The following is a 21,043-nucleotide window of genomic DNA, read 5'->3' as shown; positions in this document are numbered from 1 at the left end:
GCGCTCCGTCAGACCGGCAGATTGCCCGCCAGTTCGTGCAAGGCGGTTGCGGCCGCATCGACATCTTCGGGGCTGTTATGCAGAGCCGGCGTGATCCTGACGCAGGCACCGCCGGCAATCCCGTCACGGTGTACGGTGAAGATCCGGTGCCGGTCGAGCAGCGCTTTGGCGATGGCTATATTGTCTTTCACACTGGTCTTTCCGGCAAAGCGGAAGGAGGTGATCGCGCCATGCATTCTGGGATCGTCGGGCGTCAGAACCTGGAGCCCGGCAATATCACGGGTCGCGGATACCCAGCGATCGCGAAGATATTGCAGACGCTTTTCCATGGGCGCACCGCCGATTGACTGGCGGAAATCGAGCGCATCATTCACGCTGAGCAGGGCGGCAAAATCGGTCGTACCGGTATGCACTCGGCTATCGATCCGGTCTTCCCCGCCTTCGCCATTGGTCGGGTCAGGCGCGATGGCAGAGAGACGTGATTTGCGGATATAGGCGGCCCCGACGCCGAGCGGGGCGCCGATCCATTTATGCAGATTGAGTCCGACGAAATCGGCACCGAGTTCGGGCAGAGTGATATCGAGCTGACCCCAGCTATGTGCGGCATCGACAATCGCATCGATCCCGCGGGCCCGCGCGGCTGCGACGATTTCGCGCACAGGAATGACCAATCCAGTGCGGTGGCTGAGGTGGGTGAGCAGCACCAGCTTGAGATCGGGGTTCGCGTCAAAAGCGGCCTCATAGGCAGCGATCACATTTGCATGGGTCGCCGGTTCAGGCAGATCGATCCGCGCAATTCGCGCACCCTGGCGGCGTGCATGACCGATCAGCGCATTCTGCATGCTGTCATAGTCCAGATCGGCAAGCAGCACGGCATTATCCGGCCCGAGACCACGATAGCCATAGATAAGCGCCTCCAGCGCCTCTGTAGCGTTGCGGGTGAAAACGATTTCTTCCGGCACCACGCCCAGCGTTTCGGCCACCCTTGCGCGGATCGCCATGGCATCGGGCCAGAATTGGCGCCGTGAGTAATAGCTGGTGTCACGGTTCACGCGATCAAGATGCACCTTGTAGGCATCGAGAACGGGCCGGGCCATCATTCCCCAATTGCCGTTTTCGAGCTGGATGACGTTTTTGGTCACGTCATATTGACTGGCGATCCGCGCCCAATAGGTTTCGTCATCGGCGGTAATGCCGGCTCGTGGCGCTGCCTCTGGTGCCAGGGCGTGAAGCTTCGATGTGGCGAGGGCGGCACTGGTTAGCGCCGCCCCTTTCACGAACATTCTGCGATCAAATGTCAAACCAGCGTCCTTAGAACTTGAAACCGACACGGACATAATACTGGCCGCCATCGGTGTCATAGGGGGCGTTGCGCGAATAGATGAGGCCACGCACCGACTGATAGGTAGCTTCATCGGGATAGCTGTCGAAGAGATTTTCGGCACCCACACGCAGGCTGATATTGTCGGTCAGATCATAATCGACGGAGAGATCGACGAGAACCATCGACCCGAAATCCTGGAAAATCTGGCCATCGGCATTGTCCGAATAATCCGTCCAGGAGCCATAATAACGCCCGCGTGCGAGAATGCCGAAACGCCCGATATCATATCCCAGCGAAGCGGTGGCGTTATGCTTGGGCAGGGCGTTTTCGAAGCGCTGGCGCTGCTCGTCGCTACCGATTGTCGCGGAAAGTCCGTTGCGGACATTCGTGTCGTTGTAATTATAGGCCAGCGATCCTGAGAACTGCCCTTCACCGAGGCGCGACTGATAGCTCAGCACGACGTCAATGCCTTGCGTACGCGTGGCAAAGTCGTTGGTGTAGTAATTGACCGAGCTGTAGCCATTGGGATTTTCGACGCCATCTGGCACCGACTGGCTGGCCGACAGGCCGAAGCGGTCATCTACATCCACCCGGTAGAGATCGACACTGGCCTGAAAACCGCGGGCCGGCTTGGCCGTAAAGCCGAGTGTGATGGATTTCGAGGTTTCCGGCTTCAGCGGCTCTGCGCCGAGCGCAACGGCGATCGGATCGCTGGGCGAGAGACGGCCCGAAGTGAAGATCGTCATCGTGTTGGTATCGAGGCCCTGCGTGGTCTTCGATGTGTTGAGCTGTCCCGGCGTCGGAGCATGGAAGCCGGTGGCATAGGTGCCGCGCAGCGCGAAAGTGTCGGTCAAATCCGTACGAGCGGAGAGCTTGTAGGTGAACTTGCTGCCGAATTCGGAGAAGTCTTCATACCGACCCGCCGCACCCAGGGTCAGCATCTCTACCGGTTGCCATTCCAGATCGGCATAGCCGGCATAGCTGGTCTGATCCCATTCGCCGGCAACGTCTTCGCTGAAGCCGGGGAAGCCGTTTGAATTGGCTGAAAGACCCTCTGCGGCACCGGGGCCAATGGCATAGCTGGCAGGATCACCGGCTGTGATCGCGTAGGTTTCCACCCGGCGCTCGCCACCAAATGCGATATTGATCGGCGCGTAGCCGCCGGTGTCGAGACGATAGACGAAATCGGCGTTGAGGTTGAATTCACGCTGTTCAAGTTGCCCCAGATAGAATTCGGTCGGGCTGTCCGGGCCGAGCGAGGCATTCAGCGACTGGGACATGTTGTAATCGATCTGGCTACGGCCCCAGCTCGCACTGAAATCATAGGTAAAATCTGACAGACGGTCAGCGCTGCGGATGCCGCCGGCGGTCTGGATGTCGTTATAATCGGTGCCGAATTGTGGGGTGAAGCCGGTCGGATAGATGCTGGTGAAATTGAAGCCGGGAAAGGCTTCCGTGTCCTTGAACACATTGCCGGTGTTGGCGGGATTGCGCCAGTTGAAGTCGGTTACGCCGTTGCCGTCGTTATAGGTGCCGAACGCATAGAGCTCCGCGCTGTCGGTGATCTCGTAATCGGCATTGACTGCTGCTCTGAAGGATTCGAGTTCGGGCTGGCCCCAGCGCTGCACCGGATCGGGCACGTCGAGGTCGGGATTGGCTTCCTGAAAGGCAATCGCATCAGCCCGCTGGCGCGTGCGCGATGTTGCTTCAGACTTGTTATATTCTCCGGAAAACACGATCGAGCCGCGATCGGCCAGACCGAAACCGGCCTGCAAACCGCCCTGATAGGATTCGCCGTCACCTTCATAATATTGGGAGAACTGGCCGTAGCCGTCGATCCCCGGCTGATCATCAAGGATGATATTGATCACCCCGGCAATGGCATCCGAACCATATTGCGCCGACGCACCATCGCGCAGAACTTCGATCCGCTTGATCGCCGAATTGGGGATGGAGGCAAGGTCCGTCGCCTGTGCCCCGCGATTACCGAGCAGCGCAGAGCGGTGGTACCGCTTGCCATTCACCAGCACGAGTGTCTGGTCAGGCGACAGGCCGCGCAGTGTTGCCGGGCGGACGAATGCCGCACCGTCGGCTGCGGGCAGGCGCTGCACGTTGAAAGAAGGCAGGAGCTGGGCGAGGGTGTCGGAAAGATCGTCCGAAACGCTGGCATCGATCGCGGTGTCGCTCAGCACATCGACGGGGGCGATCGTATCGAACTGCGTGCGCGTCGCTTCGCGCGTGCCGGTTACGATAATGGTTTGATCGATCGTCGTGTCTGCTGCGCTGGCAGTTGACGCATCATCGGCAGCGTGCGCGAAACTCGGCGCGCAAAAAAGCAGCGGCGCCGCCATTGCGAGACGAAGGAAATTGATTTGCATGAGGTTTACCTCTGGGACCCGTTATTGATGACGGGCGCCTAGGGGTGCTTCATGACACCGTGTTTACCGATATAAGTCTATTGCGTTGCGAAATTATGTTTCGGCGTCAAGAAACTGTCGTTCGTCTGGCGGGTCAGAGGGTAGCACCTGACTGTCCATTTTCTGGCAAAAGCGAACATAGCGGGCCTCCACATCCACCAAAGCGGGGCCACGCAGGGCTTCACGCGCCTGATCGATCAGGCGATCACCTTCAAGCTTGAGACGCGCTTTGCGGGATTCATTGGTAAGCGTGAGGGATGCGTTGACCAGCGTATCGAAGGTTACCAGACAGGCGATGCGATTGGCTGCGACTGCGCTGCGCAGGGCGCCAAATCCCCGCGTCAGATAATGTTCGTAATTATCATCGAGCAGAATCAGATGATCGGAACTTGTGCCGCTATCATCCTGAAAATGCATGCGCAGATCACGCATGCCGATCACTGCAGTCGCGGCGCCCAGCCAATGAATTGCCGTGATAGCGGTGAAGGGGTCGTTGATACCGGGCGAAAGCGCGCGGCAACCGATTTCCACCAGCTCGTCGATCAGAAACTGGATATCCTGCCCCGGTGTGCGCATGCCGCCAAGTGAGAAACAGTCGCGAATGTCGTCATCCGGGCTCTCTTCGATCGAGGAGGGGTCAGACCAGAAGGCCAGAGGGATGGCGGGATGTACGAAGTCGCCCGGCCTCAGCCCAAGCACGAGCTTGGCTTCCTTGGCGGACGCGATGGATTGCAATTTGTCGAAATCGATGAACTGCACATATCCTGTACCGGCGGCACAAATAGGCAAGCCGTCTGGCCGGCTGAGCGGCACGTCGCCGCGATCTTCATCGGGGAAACGCCTTTCAATACCGCGGAGCAGGCGCTGTCCGATGCCTTCCAGAACGGTATTGACCCGGATTGAAGCCGGAATGTGGTTCAGGAAATAGACCAGGACCATAATGGAAATGGCCGTCAGCGCATAAGCGACCAGCAGGGAAAGCTGCGGCACGAAACCGGGCAGGGAATCGTTTCCCTGCATCAAGAAGCCAGCGCTTTCATCCTCACCGCGCACGGTGCGCAGCACCGTGATGGCGTAGACGAAGGTGCCGATAAAGGTGGCGAGGCTAAGCTGGTTACCCCGGTCTTCCATGAAATTGGTCAGCAGGCGGGGCCCGTAATTGCCGCTGGCATAGGCCACCGCTGCGATCGTGATCGAAAAGACGGTTGCAGCCACGCCGATCATCGCACTGGCAATCACGCTCAGCAACGTGTTCGCCCCATCGGGCCGGGCGGTGTGGATGAAGGGAATATTGCTGATCCATTCGGTGTGGCCGCTGCGATCCAGCCAGATCGTGCCAAGCGCCAGAATGAGAGCAGTCAGGGCAAACAGGCCGGGATAGAACCAGTAACTGGCATTAAGTCGGCGCCATATCTCGCCGATGCGGGTGATCATGCGGCTTCTCCCACACAGTTTCGACGGGCGCTTTCCAGAGTCTCCCGGTCCAGATGCTGCTGCGTTTGCGCAAGGGCGTGATCGGCCAGAGCGTCGGCCTGTGTACATAGAAACGCGCGTAACTCAGGTGATCGGTTCATCATTGCATCGTGATGCAGCAGACGACCGAAATTGTCGATCATCCGCGCGGCAATGGCGGGGTAATCGGCGGCGGATTGGCGCAAGGTGGCGAGTGGACCGGCAAACAGGGCGGCAAAATCCTGCCCGGGAATTTCAAACCGGCAATCATCTGCATAAAGCGGCTGATCAGCGCGATCGACCCAGGAGCCTAGCTGCCCCGCCATGGCGTGGGTCAGTGCATCGCAGGCAGCGCGTGCAGTGTAGGAATCATTAATACCGGGCGACAGCGCCCGTGCCGCAATTTCCACCAGCAGCCGGATGAAAAAGACCGGGCCTTGCCCATCAGAGCGGAAGTCACCAATCGCAATGGCCTTGTCGATATAGTGCGGATCGACACCATCGCGTTCGCACAGGACCAGTGCCTCTCCCTCCAGCACATGCGCGCCGGGGGCCTTGCAGAAATGAAGGCGGCCGGGGTGATCACTCAGTTTTTTGGCGAGCCAAGCGTAATTGATGCCTTCAACATAGCCTGTGCGCCTCGCGGGGATGGTCTGTGCCCATTCACCGCGCCATGCCTCGCCTGCCGTAACAGGCAGATTGGGGGTCGCAGCATCTCTGCCAATTCTGGCAATCGAGCGATCGACAAACATGGTGCGGCCCAGATCATGCAGCGATACGCCCATCATGGCGATGTTGATCATCTGGAGGATGATCAACACCAGCAAACTGAAAAGGGGCACATCGGCCATGTCGGCTGCAGGATCGATCGCGGCCAGAATGATCAGGGAAAAGACCAGACAGAACGCCAGTCCGGCCATGGAAATGCGCACCAGCCGTTTGTCGATCCAGCGATCAATCAGGCGCACGCCCAGATTGCCCGCCGCGAGGGTCAACACCAACAGGGTAATTGAAAAATACAGAGTCAGGAAAGCGGCGGTGACACCGGTTGCGGTGCTGGCGAGCTCTTTCGCCGTTTCGGCGCTGGCAACCGGCGCCAGATCACGTGCCAGCAGAAACTCGCTCGCCCCATGCTGGCCCAGCCACAGGCTGACAATGGCGGCGACCGGTGCCGCGATGACGGCGATGAGGGGCAGGGCCCAGTAATTTATGATGAGCTGGCGCAGGGTCCAGAACGCCGCCCCGCCAAATTGTGCTTCTCGCCTCAAGGCCCGTAACCCCCGCCATTTCGTGCAATGACCCGTTCGGAATATAAATTCCCGAACGGGTCTATTGGTTGAGGCAACGAGTGGAGAAGGGAAGAGTGCCCGATTGTCGCGGCACTCTGTCCGTATTCAGCTGTCCAGACTTGAGCGGATCCGTCCGAGGTCGCCCTGTCCGATCGTGCCGGATGCCATATCCAGCATATTGTCGAGGCTGCGTTTGGCCTTCAGGCGCAAATCCTCTTCAATCTCGATCCGCGGTTCGAGATCGCGCAGACAGATGTAAAGCTTTTCCATCGTGTTAAGCGCCATATAGGGGCAGATATTGCAATTGCAGTTGCCGTCTGCGCCCGGCGCACCGATGAAGTTTTTCTCCGGCAGCGCTTTTTCCATCTGGTGGATAATATGCGGTTCGGTTGCAACGATCAGCGTATCCCCTGCAAAGGTCTTGGCATATTGCAGGATGGAGCTGGTCGATCCGACATGATCCGCATGGTCGATAATATGCGGCGGACATTCGGGATGGGCAGCCACCGGTGCATCGGGATGCTGTTCCTTCAGTTTCAGCAATTCGCGTTCGCTGAAGGCTTCATGCACGATGCACACGCCGGGCCAGAGCAGCATGTCGCGATCGAATTTACGGTTCAGATAACCGCCGAGGTGACGGTCCGGGCCGAAGATGATCGGCTGATCCTTGGGGATTTGCTGCAGGATCGTTTCGGCGCTGGAGCTGGTGACGATCACGTCGGACAGCGCCTTCACCTCGGTCGAGCAATTGATATAGGTCAGCGCGATATGATCGGGGTGCTGTTCGCGGAAAGCGCGGAATTTGTCCGGCGGGCAGCTGTCTTCAAGACTGCAACCAGCGTCCATATCGGGCAGGACAACGATCTTTTCCGGGCTCAGGATCTTGGCCGTGTCGGCCATGAACTTCACGCCGCAAAAGGCGATGACATCGGCATCCGTCTCTGCCGCCTTGCGCGACAATTCCAGACTGTCTCCGACGAAATCTGCCAGATCCTGCAATTCGGGCCGCTGATAATAATGGGCCAGGATCACGGCATTGCGCTCTTTACGCAGCCGATCGATTTCGGCGCGCAGATCAGTGCCGGTGGGGAGCTTGGATTCGACGCTCATTGGCTTTCTTCTTCTCCGTCGAAGCGAATTTGGATTTTAACGTCGCCATAGCCTGCAACTTGCAGGGGGATGGCGAGATTCTGATACACGGCTTCCTTAGCAGCTGTTCGCGCAAGGTCCATGAGTACGGGATTGGCGGCCTGTTTTACTGCTTGCTGTTCTGCCAGACGGGTGTTGTCACGGGTCAGCTTGTCCTGCGCATCGCTGGTAATCCAGATGCCTTCGCGCAGATATTGCGCCCGGGCACTGTCCAGATTTGGTTTGCCCACCTGAACTGGCGGCAGCTGGACGGATAAGGTATCGTTTGCTTCATTCCAGCGCAGCCGGCTGGCATCCACCGCGCCCATATTCAGCGTGTAATTTACCTGAGCCGGAATAACGGCGACCTGCCTGCTCTTGATCGCGCCGAACAGGCGGCTGTCGGTGGAGGCAACGACCGGCGACAGGCTGGCGGAAAAGACGGTCAGCTCGTTCCGTTTTTCAAACGCCGTCAGGCTGGTAGCCAGCGGATCGCCCAGATCGTCGGGTGCATAGGCGCGCCAGCCCAGAAAAGCCGCCAGCGCCATCATTCCGATGAAGAGCAGCCACGGCACGGCCTGCACGCGTGCCAGAGACTTCTCGCGCCTGGGCGCAGGGGGATCAGAGGGCAGCTCGGTGCTGCTTGTCTCATCCGTGGTCAGCTTGTTGTTTGCCATAGATCTCCTGAACGGATGACCTCGCCCCGACGTTCCAGATCCAGCAAATGCGCCGTCACTGATTGGCCCGCGGCAGGATAGAGTTGCTCTTTGAGCCCCTTATACATCAGCGGCACCATCTCCGGTAAAACGCGCGGCTCCTCTGCCAATAGCCGCAAGATCTGACGCTCGCGCTGGCGCCGATGACCCATCATTCCGCGCACCAATTGACGGGGTTTCGTGATCGCAGGGCCATGGGCCGGGTAATAGATGCGGTCGTCGCGCTGATACAGCTTGTCCAGACTGGCGAGATAATCCGCCATATTGCCATCTGGCGGGGCGACCACACTGGTGGACCAGCCCATGACATGATCCCCAGTAAACAGCGCGCCACTTTCCTCCAGCGCATAGCACAAGTGATTGGAGGTATGGCCGGGCGTGGAAACCGCCGTCAGCGTCCAGCCATCGCCGGTGATGCTATCCCCATCCTCCAGCACCCGGTCGGGCGCGTAATCCTGATCAAACGGCGCGTCTGCGCGCGGTTCATCGCTTTGTATGGTGAGCGCAGCACAGCCGATTATCGGTGCATCGAAGTGGCTGGACAGCAATTTGGCGGCAGGCGAATGGTCGCGATGCGTGTGGGTGCAGACCACGGCGACGACGCGGGCCTGCCCGATGGCAGCTATCAGAGCATCGACATGGTCTGCATGATCCGGGCCGGGGTCGAGCACGACCAGTTCTTCCTGCGTCCCGATCAAATAGGTTTGCGTGCCGGTGAATGTGAAGGGGGAACCGTTGGGAGCCAATATGCGGCGTATCAACGGTTCGATATCTTCGCAGTGGCCGGTTGGCCATGGTTTGGGCGGCAACGTCATAGCCGGGATATGGGCCCCCCGACACAGACTGTCGAGGGGGCGGTTATATGAGCAAAGCTATCTCACTAGTAATAGGCCGCGCTACGTTGGCCTTTGGCGGCTGCGGCAGGTTCGGCACAGCGTTCCCGCTCGGCACGCCAATGGCGGTCAAGCCGCGCAATGCGGATATAAAACGCATTGATCTGCCCGATCAGGTCTGGCGTTTGGCCCCCCGATATCGACCAGGATTCCTGATCAATGAGGCTCGGCAAGGCGGGCTGCATCTCAAGCTGCTGAGCGCTGATCATGCCGTCCAGACAAGCCCGCCGATCCATCAGCCAGGCGATGGCATGCATGATGCGCGTGGTGGTCCTGAAGGTTTCTTGCGAAAACGCGGTTGTATCTGCGACAACAGTCTGCGTTCCATCAATCCTATTTTCGCGAGCCCGGTTCTTTTCTTCGACCGTCTGCTGCAGCTCTTCGGCAAGGCACAGTGCTTCCCAGTAAAGAGACTCCAGCAGGGTCTGATTGAGTTTTGTTTTATAGGTCATGGTAGGACCAGGAAATAACGGCTGTTTTCGGCGCGCGCCAGCCAGTCAAAAGCCTTAAGGGCAAACATCCTTAGGGTGTGTCCTAATCAAACATAGGTGGCCCTACTTAATGTACTGCGCGATTCTGTCCCGAATCAGGCAATGATGTCTGGAGTCAGATAGTCCTCGATCATCGACATCTGATCCCGCAATTGCAATTTGCGCTTTTTAAGCCGCGCAATTTGCAGCTGATCGAGTGATTCAGCGGAAGTCAGAGCATCGATCGCGGCATCCATATCGCGATGTTCGATCTTCAGGCCGGTCAGTTTCTTGCGCATCTCCTCTTCGGTCATATTCACCTTCCCGGGATGCTCCCGTGCCTGCCCGCTTCCATGCGTACTACCTTTCGTTTCGCGCGGTTCATCTCTGCGCTGTTTGCCGATCTATAACTATTATGATTTTATGACAATTGCACGGCGCGAAAGTTAGCGATTCTTGCTTGCGATTGCGCCGTGCCATGATCGTTTGGGATCAATGACAGATAAGGAGAACGCATATGGTGACATCGCATGTGTCAGCACTTCAGGCAAAGCATCTCGGTCTGGAGCGTAGCTTGCGAGAGGAACTCAACCGGCCTTCTCCCGATGTTTCGAAAATACAGGCGCTTAAGCGTCAGAAACTTCGGCTCAAGGAAGAAATTGCGCTGCATTAAAAGGCAGGCAATCTGATCATCCCAAGAGCGGCGCCGCCTGATTTTTCAGGCGGTATGCCGCTCTTGCTTTATGAAGAGCTGTTTTGGTGCTCAAAAGAGTAACAAAATCACCAAATGCGATAAGTAACATTCACAAGCGACGTAATGTGGGGTAATCCTGTTGCATGTCCGCAGTCGCCGCCGCCCGATCAATCCTGACCCAGCTGCATGAAGTCATGGCATCGCGCCTCCATGCTCAGGGAAAGCTCAATCAGGTCGTCGATATCATTGGCGAGGCTCTGCATAGCGAAGTGTGTTCGGTGTATCTGCTGCGGGTGGGTATGCTGGAATTATTCGCCACGCGCGGCCTCAATCAAAGCGCGGTTCACGTAACCCGCATGGGCGTGGGCGAGGGGCTGACCGGCACTATCGCGCGCAATGTCGAAACGCTGAACCTGGCTGAAGCCGCCGCGCATCCTGAATTCCAGTACCGCTCGGAAACGGGTGAGGAAAAATTCCATTCCTTCGCCGGTGTGCCCATCGTCCGCAATGAGCGGGCGATCGGCGTGCTGACGGTCCAGCATGTCGAACCGCGGCGATACGAAGAAGTTGAAATCGAGGCGCTGCAAACGGTGGCGATGGTACTGGCCGAACTGATTCACAATGCCAATCTGGTCGATGACGATGACAAGAGCGGCCTGTCGCAGGCGCATTCTGGTCAGGAAACACTCACCGGCCTGACATTGGTCAAGGGGCTGGCGAGCGGTGCCGCCGTGTTCCATCAGCCGCGCATCCGGATCGAGCAGACAGTTGCCGAAGACACAGAGTCGGAGCGGCAGCGTGTCTATCTCGCTTTCGACAAAATGCGCGAACAGATCGAGCATATGACCAACCAGGCCGAATTCGGCGTTGGCGGTGAACATGATCAGGTACTCGAAACCTACAAGATGTTCGCTTATGATGAGGGCTGGGGACGCCGCATCAATGAAGCGATCGATAGCGGGCTGACAGCAGAAGCAGCGATCGAACGGGTGCAGCAGCGTACGCGGATGCGCATGCGCGAGATTGACGATCCGCTGCTGGCGGACCGGATGCATGATCTGGAAGATCTGGCGAACCGCTTGTTGCGGATTGTCTCGGGTCAGCTGGGGACCGCCGCCAGTTCCGGTTTGCGGCAGGATTCCATTCTGATTGCCAAGAATCTTGGCCCCGCAGAATTACTCGAATATGACAAGCGCCGCCTGAAGGGTGTGCTGCTGGAGGAAGGCTCGCTCACCGCCCATGTGGTGATTGTGGCGCGCGCCATGGGGATTCCCGTCATTGGCCGCGTGCGCAATGCCCGCGCAATAATCCGCGAAGGTGATGAAGTGCTGGTGGATGCGGACCGCGCGGCAGTGACCGTGCGCCCATCACAAGGCGTGCTCGATACATTTGATACGCGCTTTACCCGCAGCAAGGAAAAACAAGCCGCTTACGCAAAGATGCGCGATGTCGAACCGCGCACCCGCGACGGCCAGCGCATTACCGTGATGATGAATGCCGGGCTGCGTGATGATTTGCCCATGCTGAGCATGACCGGCGCCGATGGCATTGGCCTGTTCCGCACCGAGTTTCAGTTTCTGGTTTCCGATGCGATGCCCCAGCGTGACCGGCAGACGCGCCTTTATCGCGATGTGCTGGATGCGGCGGGAAAGAAACCGATTATCTTTCGGACCGTAGATATTGGCGGCGATAAGAGCCTGCCCTATCTGGTGAATGATACCAGCCGGGAAGATGAAAACCCGGCGATGGGCTGGCGGGCTCTGCGACTGGCATTGGAGCGGGAAGGCCTGCTGAAGGTTCAGGCTCGTGCATTGATCGATGCTGCGGCCGGGCGGGTGCTCAACGTGATGTTTCCGATGGTTTCCGAACCATGGGAGTTCTACGCCGCGCGCAACGTTTTTGAGAGCCAGCTGGCCTTTCTGAAGGCGCGCAAGCACACTTTGCCCGAAGCCATCCGCTACGGCGTCATGCTGGAGGTGCCATCACTGGCTGAAACGCTGGATCTGATCGCGCCTAAGCTGTCCTTCATATCGGTTGGCACGAATGATCTGACGCAGTTCCTTTTTGCGGCCGACCGGGCGAACCCCAAACTGGCGGAGCGCTACGATTGGGTCAGCCCGTCCATTCTGCGCTTCCTGCGCCGGGTGGTGCGGCAGCTGGATGGGTATTCGGTCGATCTGGGTGTTTGCGGCGAGATGGGCGGACGACGCCTGGAGGCGATGGCGCTGATTGGTCTGGGCATTCGTCGCCTGTCGATCACTCCGGCGGCCGTCGGGCCGATTAAAGAGCTGATTTGCAAATTAGATTCGGCTGAAATTTCGGCCGCGATGGATGGTTGGCTCGCCAATCCGCCAGAGAATATGCGGACAACATTGCAGCAATGGGCCGAGGCGCGCGGAATAGAAGTCGAATAGCTGCTTGCAAGCTCTCGCCGGGTTGACTCGCAGGGTTCGAAACTAGCATTTGATTGCAAATTGGATCGTTTCAGACCGACAGCGCAAGCGGGAGCGTGCATGGCCGAAGAATTAGACGAAAATACAATGTCAGCCACCGAGTCCTCAGGGGTCGGGCCTGATCTGCGTGCAGCGCGGGAGGCCAAGGGCCTGTCGGTGGATGAGGTTGCGCAGGAGACCAAGATCCCCCGGCGGCATATTCGGCACATCGAAGCCGGCGAATTCAACGAATTGCCTGCGCGCACCTATGCGGTTGGCTTTTCGCGAACCTATGCCAAGTTGCTCGATCTGGACCCGGAAGAGATCACCGGCCGTGTCCGTGCAGAGCTGGATGCAATGGAACCCAGACAAGCGCCTCGCGCTGTCAGCTTCGAACCTGGTGATCCGGCCCGTGTACCTTCGGGCAAGATGCTGTGGGTTGTCGTTGTTCTGGGCCTCGCTTTACTGGCCGCAGCCTTGATTTTCTTCCGCACCTTGTTCGTCCCCGCAGCGGAGCTTCCTCCGCTGGCAGAAGAAACGCCCGCCGCTGAGCAGGTGGTTCAGGATGATGCAGACACCGCTGCCGCTGACGCGCCTGCGACTGCCGATGCTGCGGCAAGCGGCCCGGTCGTGTTCACCGCGATGGAAGATGGTATCTGGGTGAAATTCTACGATGCGGATGGCAAGCAGCTGATGCAGAAGCAGATGGCCAAGGGCGAAAGCTATACCGTCCCGGCGGAGGCCAAGGGGCCGCAGCTCTGGACCGGCCGCCCCGACGCCCTGACGATCACCGTTGGCGGGAAGGAAATTGGCCGGCTGGCGGATGATGACCAGATCATGCGCGATGTACCGGTAACGGCTCAGGCTCTGCTCGCACGATAGGGATCCTTGCCAGGATCACGTATCGGCGGCGGTCTTTGCTCGACAAAGGGCGCCTTTATTGGCTAGGTGGTTACGAAATATCGTTAACGCAGGGTTTATTCGTGCCATGCAAGGTTGCGGATTGCTGCGCAGGAGATTGCAAGTGAAAAGCAAAACCCAGGGGCGTTCACGCACCTTTATTATGGCATGTGTTGCGATTGGACTGGGCGCCGGAAGCCTGCCTGCCGTGGCTCAGGCTCAGGATGACGACGCACGTTTGCGTAAGATCGAAGCCGAAGTCAGGGCATTGCAGCGCAAGGTATTTCCGAATGGCGATGGGCGTTTCTTTACACCTGAAGTGCTGACGCCGACGCCCGCGCCCAGCCAGTCGGCGGCTGCGCCATCGCCGACGGTAATAACGGATATTCTAACCCGGCTCGACGCGTTGGAAGGGCAGTTGGCACGCCTCACTGCACGGGGTGAGGAAAATGCCAATGCGATCGCGCAATTGCAGCAGCAAATGAACGTATCTGCCTCGACCAACACTTCTACCGCCTTTACTCCCCAGTCTGCGGCCAGTCAGCCTACCGGAGTTATTCCGGCACCTGGCAAACCACAGGCTCAGGCCCCGGCGCAGCAACAGGTCGCCGCAGCCGCGCCCAGTGCTGCACGCGTGGCCGCCGTACAGGCTATTCCCAAGCCGCAAACCGATGATGCGGGCGACGATGAGTATGTTTACGGGTTCCGCTTGTGGGATGCAGGCTTCTTTCCCGAGGCGCAGCAGCAGCTTGCCTTATTCGTGAAGAATTATCCCAATCATTCGCGCATTACCTATGGTCGCAATCTGCTGGGCCGGGCCTATCTTGATGATGGGAAGGCAGAACAGGCTGCACCTTATTTTCTGAGCAATTATCAGGCCGATAAACAGGCAGCACGCGCGCCGGACAGCCTGCTTTATTTGTCCGAAGCGATGATAGCGATGGGGGATACCAAGCGAGCTTGTATTGCTCTTGCTGAATTTGGCGATACCTATCCTGCACTCGCAACAGGAAGGCTTCAGGGACAGTATGAACGCGACCGATCCCGCGTCAAATGCCAATGATGGTTTCCCGCACCGGCTGATCGCCCGGTTTGCAGGGGATCTGGCAAAGTTGTGGCCAGAGGGGAGCAGGCTTGGACTTGCTGTCTCTGGCGGGCCGGACAGTCTGGCGTTGCTGTTGCTGGCAGAGGCGGTCCTACCCGGTAGGGTGGAGGTGGCGACGGTTGATCATGGCCTGCGCCCCGAAGCCACTGGTGAATGCTCCATGGTGAAGGAACTTTGCGCCGGGCATGGCATCCCTTGCGAAATGCTCAAAGTAGAGGTGCAGTCGGGCAATTTGCAGGATCGCGCCCGCGCGGCACGCTATGCCGTGATGGGCCAGTGGATGAAGCGGCGGGGGCTGGGCGCCTTGGCGACGGCCCACCATGCTGACGATCAGGCAGAAACTTTGCTGATGCGCCTCAACCGGGGCAGCGGCGTTGCCGGTCTGGCCGGGGTGCGTGCCAGAGGCGTTGTGCCGGGCACCAAATTGACCCTGCTGCGCCCGGTTCTGGGTTGGCGCCGGTCAGAGTTGCGGGAGGTGATTGATCTTGCCGGTCTCAGCCCGGCGCTTGACCCCAGCAATGAAGATGAGCGTTTCGATCGCGTGAAGATGCGCAAGAATCTGGCTGATGCCGACTGGATCAATCCGGTCGCTCTGGCGGCCAGTGCCGCGCATCTGACGGAGGCGGAACAGACGATCGAATGGGCAACCACGCGCGAATGGAAAGAGCGTGTGACCGTGAGCGAGGGTGAGATCCGCTATCGTCCGGAAACGCCGCGACTGATCGTGATGCGCATTGTCATACGCGCGATCCGCATGTTGGGCGGTGATCCGCGCGGCGGCGCGGCGGCGCGGCTGGTCGCGCGTCTGCGTCAGGGCAAGGATGCGACACTGGGCGGTGTGGTTGTGCGTATCAGTGGCAGCGAATGGGTGTTCCGCAAGGAACCGGCGCGGCGGGTTCAGGGGCAGTAAGCCCGTTCCGTCAACTTTCTATCAGCAGATCGCCGACGCCCGCCATCTTGCCGCGCGTTATGATGACCCTGTCCCCCTTGGATGCCAGCGCGAACAGCTTGGCGGCGAAGGGTTTGGGCGTACCGATACAGCCATGGCTGGCATAGCCATTTTCCACCTGTGAGCCATGGATCGAAATCCCATCCCAGGTGAGCCGTAACGTGTAGGGCATCGGTGCGTCATAAAGGCTCGACACATTGTCGCGGTTCTTTTCCAGGATAGGAAAGGTGCCAAGCGGGGTGGGGTGGTCCTGCGTACCCAGCAGCACGGCAGTCGCGCCTATTTCATACCCACCGCGAAACACCGACAGAACGCGGGCGTCCAGATCGACTGTCATGACCAGCGGTCCGTCAGCCGGTGCCCCGGTTTCATCCCAGTGCCATTCGCCATAACGTAGCGGGCCGTCGATCGGCATGATGTGCTTTATGACGAAGGGGCTGGCGGCCTTCTTGGCAGCAAGGGCTGGCGCAGGCGGGGAATCGAGTTCGACGTCGACTGATGTAGCAGCACCTTCTGTGCTGGTATCGGCGCGCTGAACAGATGGATTGTTCGTAGCAGGGGCCGGTGCGGAACCGTCCGCGGAGGCCGTGGCTGAACCGGCGGCCTTAGCGGGCTGCGCCATCATCTCTGCATCTGATTGCGCGGAAGACAGCGAATGACCGAGAAACATAACGGCCAGCAAAGCCAGCAGAATGGCCGCCGTAGCACCACCGATCCATTTTACAATAAGGGTCATTACCTATCTATGCCGCATTGGCGGCTGTACTGCCAGCGCAAGCTTCGTGCCTGTACCGTCCCGATACGTTCTTTCGATGATGTCCAAGTGCACGCCCGATCGAGATCGAGCGTGCACATGTCATGCAAGGAGAAGACGCCTAGCCATGCGCGCCGAATTCATTGGCGATCGCGGTGGAAATCCGCAGAGACAGGCCATAGGCGCGGTCAATGGGTTCAATATAATCGCGGCGAATAGCGCCGTAGCCTTCATCCGCACGATCGGGCCAATCGCTGGCTTCATCAAGTGCAAAATCGCCAATTTGCGGGAAGCTGATCGGATAGGCCCGCCGCAATTGTGCCAGCGCATCGTCAATCCGCAGAGTGAACACCATTTCCAGCACATCGTCGCGGCTGATGTCATTGGCGCGGCTGAAGGCCGGGATGGAAACGGCGCGAATGAACATGTGCTGGAACAGCGCCAGCCGCAAAGCATGCATGACACCGATGGCCCGCCGCACATGTTCGCGGTCTTCCATCGGTTCTTCGTCCGGAATCAGTTCCAGCAGCCGGTGTAGCTTGAGCGCGTCCACTCGCAGGCGTGAGGCAAGCCGACGGAACACGCCCGTGCGGTCATCCTTGATCAGATATTCTGCCAGGGCTTCACAGGGTTCTGACAGATGGCTTTCAAACCCGCGATAGGGGCGGCTGGCCCAATAGGCGGAATTGAACAATTCGCCATGTGCAGCGACCGTCTTGATACTGGCCAGCGCATTGGCTGACCGCACCAACCTGATCAATTGCTGGCCGCGCGCACTGTCGCGCAGCAGCTCGGCCAATTCTTCATAATTGCCATCCGCCGCGCTGCCGATCCCGGCAATCACATTCACGGGGTAGCCCAGTTGCTGCAGGATGGAATTATGCGGAATGGCGCGGATCTGCCGCAGGCTCATCTCGCGATCAGCCGACAAATCCGACTGACGGCGAGATACGCGGCTGCCGGTAGAATTCAGCAAGCCCAGACCAAAGGCCGTGATGGCGCGCGAATAGGTCCGGCTTTCGAGATGATCATGCTGATGATCGCGAATAGCGCGATAGAAATCGAGGCTGATATCCGTGCGGCGATAAAACGGGTCGGTCGGCGCATCGGGATCGGTCGCGGCGGGCCGTGCCTCTGCAATCCGCGTCAAGGTGGCCAGCGCCAGATCGCTCGTCGCGAAATACATATAGCCATCGCCGCCCTGAAAACTGACTTCAGGTTCGAGCTGGATATTGGCGCGGACGAAACGGCGGCGGGCCCATGGGCTCAGCGGCCATGCCAGCCGATCCTCAAAACTGTTCGCATGCGCGCCGCGTCCCATGCTTTCACCATGGGTGTTGAAAATCAGCGCGGAGGTTTCAGTCAGGCCATTCTGCTTCATCGCTTCGGCAAGGCGGCCCTGCAAACGCTCTATGGCGAGGCTGGCAGGGATCTGTCCGACAAAGCGGCCCGCATCGGAAAAACCGGTCTGGATGGCAATGCGGCCGCGCTTACGGGCATAGTCACGGTAAATATCTTCCGCCAGCAGAGCATCGAGGAAACGCCCGCCATGCTCCAGCGCGCTTTCGGTCTCGAACAGCGGCGAGACATCGACTTTTTCGTCAATCCCGAACAGCTTGGCAAAATAGAGTGCGGCGAGAATGGTGGCCGGCTCTTCACATTCGGCAATCAGCATGCGGATCGGCGCATCGCCGTCAATGTGGTGCAGGATCTGCGCCATCGCCAGAAACTGCCGGATGGCGGTGCTGCTTTCGATGGCCAGCGCAGCAAAATTGGTGCGCAGCGGGGTCACTTCCTTGAGTGCTTTGCGCAAGGTGGCAATGGCGCTCATGCTCGAAAGGTTAAGCCCGCCATCACTATCCAGCCGCCGGCGAATGGCATTGTGCAATTGCTTGGCGTTAACGCGGAAGTGGATCCACCCCATGCCCAGCCCATCGGCGCGCATCGCGGCGGTCAGGGTTTTGAGCGCAATGGCGCGTTCCTTGTCACTGTCACGCGCTTCGGCTTCCAGCTGATCGATTACCGGGGTGAGCGAGACCAGCTTATCGGGATGCTCTGCCGTCAGATCATTGGCCGCGGCGCTCAGCGCTGCGGGGTCTGACAAATCTGCGCGGAACGCCGCAGCTTGCTCGCCCGCACGCTTCTGCGCGGCTTCGAGGGTCTTCAGAACTTTATGGTCCGGATCGATCCGTGCCAGCGAGACGGCATAGGCACCCAGTCGCCGCTCCTTTTCGGCCAGACGGAAGGCGATGGAGGTGTACCAGGCAATATCGGTGCGACCATCCATGTCATAGCCGACCCAGCTGGCGAAGCGGAATGGCAGCGGTTGCATTTGCTGCCAGGCATCGGGCCAGCTTTGCTGGGCCTTGCGCAGGATTGCTTCGACCAGCGTGTCACGCGCGGCACCGGCATTGGCAATGGCCTGCATCGCCTCATCATGTTCGTAATCCAGCGTGACGGCAGGCCGCTCTGCGCCGATGCTGCATGTGTCCGTGTCGATTGCCTCGTCGCTGCTGGCCGCTTCGGCCACGGTGCTGGCCTGGTCATGCGGCAACAGAAAGGTGGGATGGGCTGTGAATACCGCATGCAGCTGCGGTTCTTCCCAGCGGGCACGAAAGGCGGAAAGATCGCCTGATTCCTGCGACAAAAGCGCCGCAAAGCGATCGGCATTCGTCTCGACATTCACCGGATCGACCATACGCTGAAGGCGCTTGGCGCGGCTTTGCAAGGCGTCGCATTCAAGCTCCCCAATCAGCGCCTCACACTGATCGAGCGTCAGCTCTCCTGCCTCAAGCTTGCGGGAGAGTTCGAGGGATAGCTGAAATACCGGATTGAACAGCGGGGTTTCCGCGGTCCGGTGATGCAGTTCCTGCAGTCTGTCGAGAAGATCGCCTACGCTCATCATACCCCCAGTTCGCACGCCTTTTGCGCGGCTGCTTCGATTGCCGTGTAATCAACTGACCCCTTTGGCGCGATCCAGCTGCCGCCGACGCATAAGACGGGATCAAGGCTGAGCCAGTCTGGTGCGGTGTCCAGCGAAATTCCGCCTGTCGGGCAGAATTGGCACTGACCAAAGGGAGCGGCGAGCGCTTTCAGCGCCGGTATGCCGCCAGCCGCCACGGCCGGGAAGAATTTGAAATGCCGCAGCCCCAGATCGAGGCCGCGCATAATGTCTCCAGCATTGGCGATGCCGGGCAGAAACGGAATGCCCGCAGACATGGCCGCTTTGCCGAGATTCTCGGTCAGGCCGGGGGAGACGATGAATTCGCTTCCCGCTGCTATTGCCGCGTCCAGCTCATCCGGATTGGTGACTGTGCCTGCGCCGACAATGGCGCCTTCGACCTGCTTCATCTCGCGGATCGCATCGAGCGCGGCGGGGGTGCGCAAGGTCACTTCGAGGACTTTCAGCCCGCCTTTCACCAGCGCTTCGGCCAAGGGACGCGCCTGCGCCGCATCATCGATCACCAGCACCGGAATAACCGGGGCTGTCCGCATGATCTGTTCAATATTGTGGGCCATGGTCATGCTGTCTCCGAAAGATGTTCACGCTGAAAAGCTGCGGCAGCGCCAAACAGCCCCGGCTGTGGATGGGTGATGAGTTTGACGGGAAGGCGCATCATCGCCTGTTCAAACCGGCCCTTGAAACGGAACCTGTCGGCAAAGCCGGACCGTTTGAGCGTTTCGCGGATGCGATAGCCAAGGCCGCCTGCAATAACGACCGCGCGGGAGCCATGGGCGAGGGCGTAGTCGCCGCTCGCACTACCCAGAGCGAGGCAGAAATGCTCGATCGCAGCCTCGGCCAGCTTATCTTCGCGTTTCATGCCGCGTTCCCAGATCGCGCGGTCGCCCAGATCATCCACCGCCTTTTTTTCCAGCGCGGCGAGGGTGTTGTAGATTTCGACGATACCCGGCCCCGAAACCACGCGTTCGACCGATACCCGGCGATGTCGCGCGCGCAGGCGGGACAGGATCGCATCTTCAATATGGTCGGTTGGGGCGAAATTGATATGTCCGCCTTCGCTCGCCTGCACGTGATAATGCTCTGCACCACTGCGCCAGAGATGCGCAACGCCGAGGCCTGTGCCGGGGCCGATCACGCTGATCGTACCATTTAGCGGCAGCGGCGTTTCCGGGCCGGTCAGATGGAGGAACTGATCCTCCGGTGCGCGGGCCACGGCATGGGCGACGGCGGCAAAATCATTCAGCACGCAGACGCGGTCGAGCCCCAGCTGTTCATCCAGAGCACCGGTATGGATCGCCCAGCTATTATTGGTCAGCCGCACGGTTTCACCGGTTGCCGGGCCGGCGAGGGCAAGCGCGGCAGCACGGGGAACGGGGCCATCGACCCGATTTTCAAATTCTTCCCAAGCGGTTTGCAGGCTGACGAAATCGCTGGTTTTCAACGTGATGGGGTCATCCATCGCAATCGAACCATCTGCTGCGAAACGCACCAATGCGAAACGAGCATGGGTGCCGCCAATATCGAGCGCGACCAGATCACTGGCTTGGCCTTGCATGGT

18 protein-coding genes are annotated in these 21,043 nt (G+C 59.3%); 5 read left to right on the top strand and 13 right to left on the bottom strand.

Annotated features, from left to right (window positions below):
- Positions 1–8: 8 nt before the first annotated feature.
- The 9 genes from GRI91_RS12730 to GRI91_RS12690 all read right to left on the bottom strand — a co-directional run bounded on the left by GRI91_RS12730 (position 9) and on the right by GRI91_RS12690 (position 10,003).
- Positions 9–1,301, bottom strand: coding sequence for an aminotransferase class V-fold PLP-dependent enzyme (locus GRI91_RS12730; protein WP_237437851.1), 1,293 nt, complete (start codon positions 1,299–1,301; stop codon positions 9–11).
- A gap of 10 nt (positions 1,302–1,311) precedes the next feature.
- Positions 1,312–3,702, bottom strand: coding sequence for a TonB-dependent receptor plug domain-containing protein (locus tag GRI91_RS12725; protein ID WP_160737055.1), 2,391 nt, complete (start codon positions 3,700–3,702; stop codon positions 1,312–1,314).
- Between the two features lie 93 nt (positions 3,703–3,795).
- Positions 3,796–5,175, bottom strand: coding sequence for a DUF2254 domain-containing protein (locus tag GRI91_RS12720; RefSeq protein ID WP_160737054.1), 1,380 nt, complete (start codon positions 5,173–5,175; stop codon positions 3,796–3,798).
- Positions 5,172–6,461, bottom strand: coding sequence for a DUF2254 family protein (locus GRI91_RS12715; protein ID WP_160737053.1), 1,290 nt, complete (start codon positions 6,459–6,461; stop codon positions 5,172–5,174). The genes GRI91_RS12720 and GRI91_RS12715 overlap by 4 nt, the downstream gene beginning before the upstream one ends.
- 126 nt (positions 6,462–6,587) lie before the next feature.
- Positions 6,588–7,592 (bottom strand): quinolinate synthase NadA, encoded by a 1,005-nt coding sequence (nadA, locus tag GRI91_RS12710; protein WP_160737052.1) that lies wholly within the window; start codon positions 7,590–7,592, stop codon positions 6,588–6,590.
- Positions 7,589–8,287, bottom strand: a complete 699-nt coding sequence (locus GRI91_RS12705) for a DUF4230 domain-containing protein (RefSeq protein ID WP_160737051.1) — start codon at positions 8,285–8,287, stop codon at positions 7,589–7,591. The genes nadA and GRI91_RS12705 overlap by 4 nt, the downstream gene beginning before the upstream one ends.
- Positions 8,269–9,141, bottom strand: a complete 873-nt coding sequence (locus tag GRI91_RS12700; protein ID WP_160737050.1) for an MBL fold metallo-hydrolase — start codon at positions 9,139–9,141, stop codon at positions 8,269–8,271. The genes GRI91_RS12705 and GRI91_RS12700 overlap by 19 nt, the downstream gene beginning before the upstream one ends.
- A gap of 65 nt (positions 9,142–9,206) precedes the next feature.
- Complete coding sequence (locus GRI91_RS12695) at positions 9,207–9,671, bottom strand: DUF1465 family protein (RefSeq protein WP_160737049.1); 465 nt, start codon at positions 9,669–9,671, stop codon at positions 9,207–9,209.
- A 134-nt stretch (positions 9,672–9,805) separates the two neighbouring features.
- Positions 9,806–10,003 (bottom strand): YdcH family protein, encoded by a 198-nt coding sequence (locus tag GRI91_RS12690; protein WP_160737048.1) that lies wholly within the window; start codon positions 10,001–10,003, stop codon positions 9,806–9,808.
- 203 nt (positions 10,004–10,206) lie between these two features.
- On the opposite strand from GRI91_RS12690, the gene GRI91_RS12685 reads away from it, so the two are divergent.
- The 5 genes from GRI91_RS12685 to tilS all read left to right on the top strand — a co-directional run bounded on the left by GRI91_RS12685 (position 10,207) and on the right by tilS (position 15,730).
- On the top strand, positions 10,207–10,362 hold the full coding sequence (locus GRI91_RS12685) for a YdcH family protein (protein ID WP_160737047.1): 156 nt from the start codon (positions 10,207–10,209) through the stop codon (positions 10,360–10,362).
- A gap of 164 nt (positions 10,363–10,526) precedes the next feature.
- Positions 10,527–12,797, top strand: a complete 2,271-nt coding sequence (ptsP, locus tag GRI91_RS12680) for a phosphoenolpyruvate--protein phosphotransferase (protein ID WP_160737046.1) — start codon at positions 10,527–10,529, stop codon at positions 12,795–12,797.
- Between the two features lie 99 nt (positions 12,798–12,896).
- Complete coding sequence (locus GRI91_RS12675) at positions 12,897–13,697, top strand: helix-turn-helix domain-containing protein (protein WP_160737045.1); 801 nt, start codon at positions 12,897–12,899, stop codon at positions 13,695–13,697.
- A 142-nt stretch (positions 13,698–13,839) separates the two neighbouring features.
- Positions 13,840–14,778, top strand: a complete 939-nt coding sequence (locus tag GRI91_RS12670; RefSeq protein ID WP_337190371.1) for a tetratricopeptide repeat protein — start codon at positions 13,840–13,842, stop codon at positions 14,776–14,778.
- Positions 14,744–15,730, top strand: coding sequence for a tRNA lysidine(34) synthetase TilS (tilS, locus tag GRI91_RS12665; RefSeq protein WP_160737044.1), 987 nt, complete (start codon positions 14,744–14,746; stop codon positions 15,728–15,730). Before GRI91_RS12670 ends, tilS begins: the two co-directional genes overlap by 35 nt.
- Before the next feature lie 10 nt (positions 15,731–15,740).
- Here the strand turns inward: tilS and GRI91_RS12660 are convergent, their stop codons facing one another.
- From GRI91_RS12660 to glk, 4 genes are all read right to left on the bottom strand, one after another.
- Positions 15,741–16,505, bottom strand: coding sequence for a L,D-transpeptidase family protein (locus tag GRI91_RS12660; protein ID WP_160737043.1), 765 nt, complete (start codon positions 16,503–16,505; stop codon positions 15,741–15,743).
- 139 nt (positions 16,506–16,644) lie between these two features.
- On the bottom strand, positions 16,645–19,428 hold the full coding sequence (locus GRI91_RS12655) for a phosphoenolpyruvate carboxylase (RefSeq protein ID WP_160737042.1): 2,784 nt from the start codon (positions 19,426–19,428) through the stop codon (positions 16,645–16,647).
- Entirely contained in the window at positions 19,425–20,048 is a 624-nt protein-coding gene (eda, locus tag GRI91_RS12650; RefSeq protein WP_237437850.1) for a bifunctional 4-hydroxy-2-oxoglutarate aldolase/2-dehydro-3-deoxy-phosphogluconate aldolase, read from the bottom strand. The genes GRI91_RS12655 and eda overlap by 4 nt, the downstream gene beginning before the upstream one ends.
- The gene (gene glk / locus GRI91_RS12645) at positions 20,045–21,040 is read right to left on the bottom strand and encodes a glucokinase (RefSeq protein ID WP_160737041.1); all 996 of its coding nucleotides are present in this window, start codon (positions 21,038–21,040) and stop codon (positions 20,045–20,047) included. The genes eda and glk overlap by 4 nt, the downstream gene beginning before the upstream one ends.
- Positions 21,041–21,043: the final 3 nt, after the last annotated feature.

Origin of the sequence: Altericroceibacterium endophyticum, from assembly GCF_009827595.1 — a bacterium.
Classification (GTDB): Bacteria; Pseudomonadota; Alphaproteobacteria; order Sphingomonadales; family Sphingomonadaceae; genus Altericroceibacterium; species Altericroceibacterium endophyticum.
The sequence above is the reverse complement of the archived record's forward strand: the minus strand, read 5'-3'. Positions and strand labels throughout refer to the sequence as shown.

Bases quoted from the DNA above. Each gene is read 5' to 3' on its own strand.
- GRI91_RS12725 (WP_160737055.1), bottom strand. From the start codon at position 3,702: ATGCAAATCAATTTCCTTCGTCTCGCAATGGCGGCGCCGCTGCTTTTT.
- GRI91_RS12720 (WP_160737054.1), bottom strand. From the start codon at position 5,175: ATGATCACCCGCATCGGCGAGATATGGCGCCGACTTAATGCCAGTTAC.
- nadA (WP_160737052.1), bottom strand. From the start codon at position 7,592: ATGAGCGTCGAATCCAAGCTCCCCACCGGCACTGATCTGCGCGCCGAA.
- GRI91_RS12705 (WP_160737051.1), bottom strand. From the start codon at position 8,287: ATGGCAAACAACAAGCTGACCACGGATGAGACAAGCAGCACCGAGCTG.
- GRI91_RS12700 (WP_160737050.1), bottom strand. From the start codon at position 9,141: ATGACGTTGCCGCCCAAACCATGGCCAACCGGCCACTGCGAAGATATC.
- GRI91_RS12695 (WP_160737049.1), bottom strand. From the start codon at position 9,671: ATGACCTATAAAACAAAACTCAATCAGACCCTGCTGGAGTCTCTTTAC.
- GRI91_RS12690 (WP_160737048.1), bottom strand. From the start codon at position 10,003: ATGACCGAAGAGGAGATGCGCAAGAAACTGACCGGCCTGAAGATCGAA.
- GRI91_RS12685 (WP_160737047.1), top strand. From the start codon at position 10,207: ATGGTGACATCGCATGTGTCAGCACTTCAGGCAAAGCATCTCGGTCTG.
- ptsP (WP_160737046.1), top strand. From the start codon at position 10,527: ATGTCCGCAGTCGCCGCCGCCCGATCAATCCTGACCCAGCTGCATGAA.
- GRI91_RS12675 (WP_160737045.1), top strand. From the start codon at position 12,897: ATGGCCGAAGAATTAGACGAAAATACAATGTCAGCCACCGAGTCCTCA.
- tilS (WP_160737044.1), top strand. From the start codon at position 14,744: ATGAACGCGACCGATCCCGCGTCAAATGCCAATGATGGTTTCCCGCAC.
- GRI91_RS12660 (WP_160737043.1), bottom strand. From the start codon at position 16,505: ATGACCCTTATTGTAAAATGGATCGGTGGTGCTACGGCGGCCATTCTG.
- GRI91_RS12655 (WP_160737042.1), bottom strand. From the start codon at position 19,428: ATGATGAGCGTAGGCGATCTTCTCGACAGACTGCAGGAACTGCATCAC.
- eda (WP_237437850.1), bottom strand. From the start codon at position 20,048: ATGACCATGGCCCACAATATTGAACAGATCATGCGGACAGCCCCGGTT.
- glk (WP_160737041.1), bottom strand. From the start codon at position 21,040: ATGCAAGGCCAAGCCAGTGATCTGGTCGCGCTCGATATTGGCGGCACC.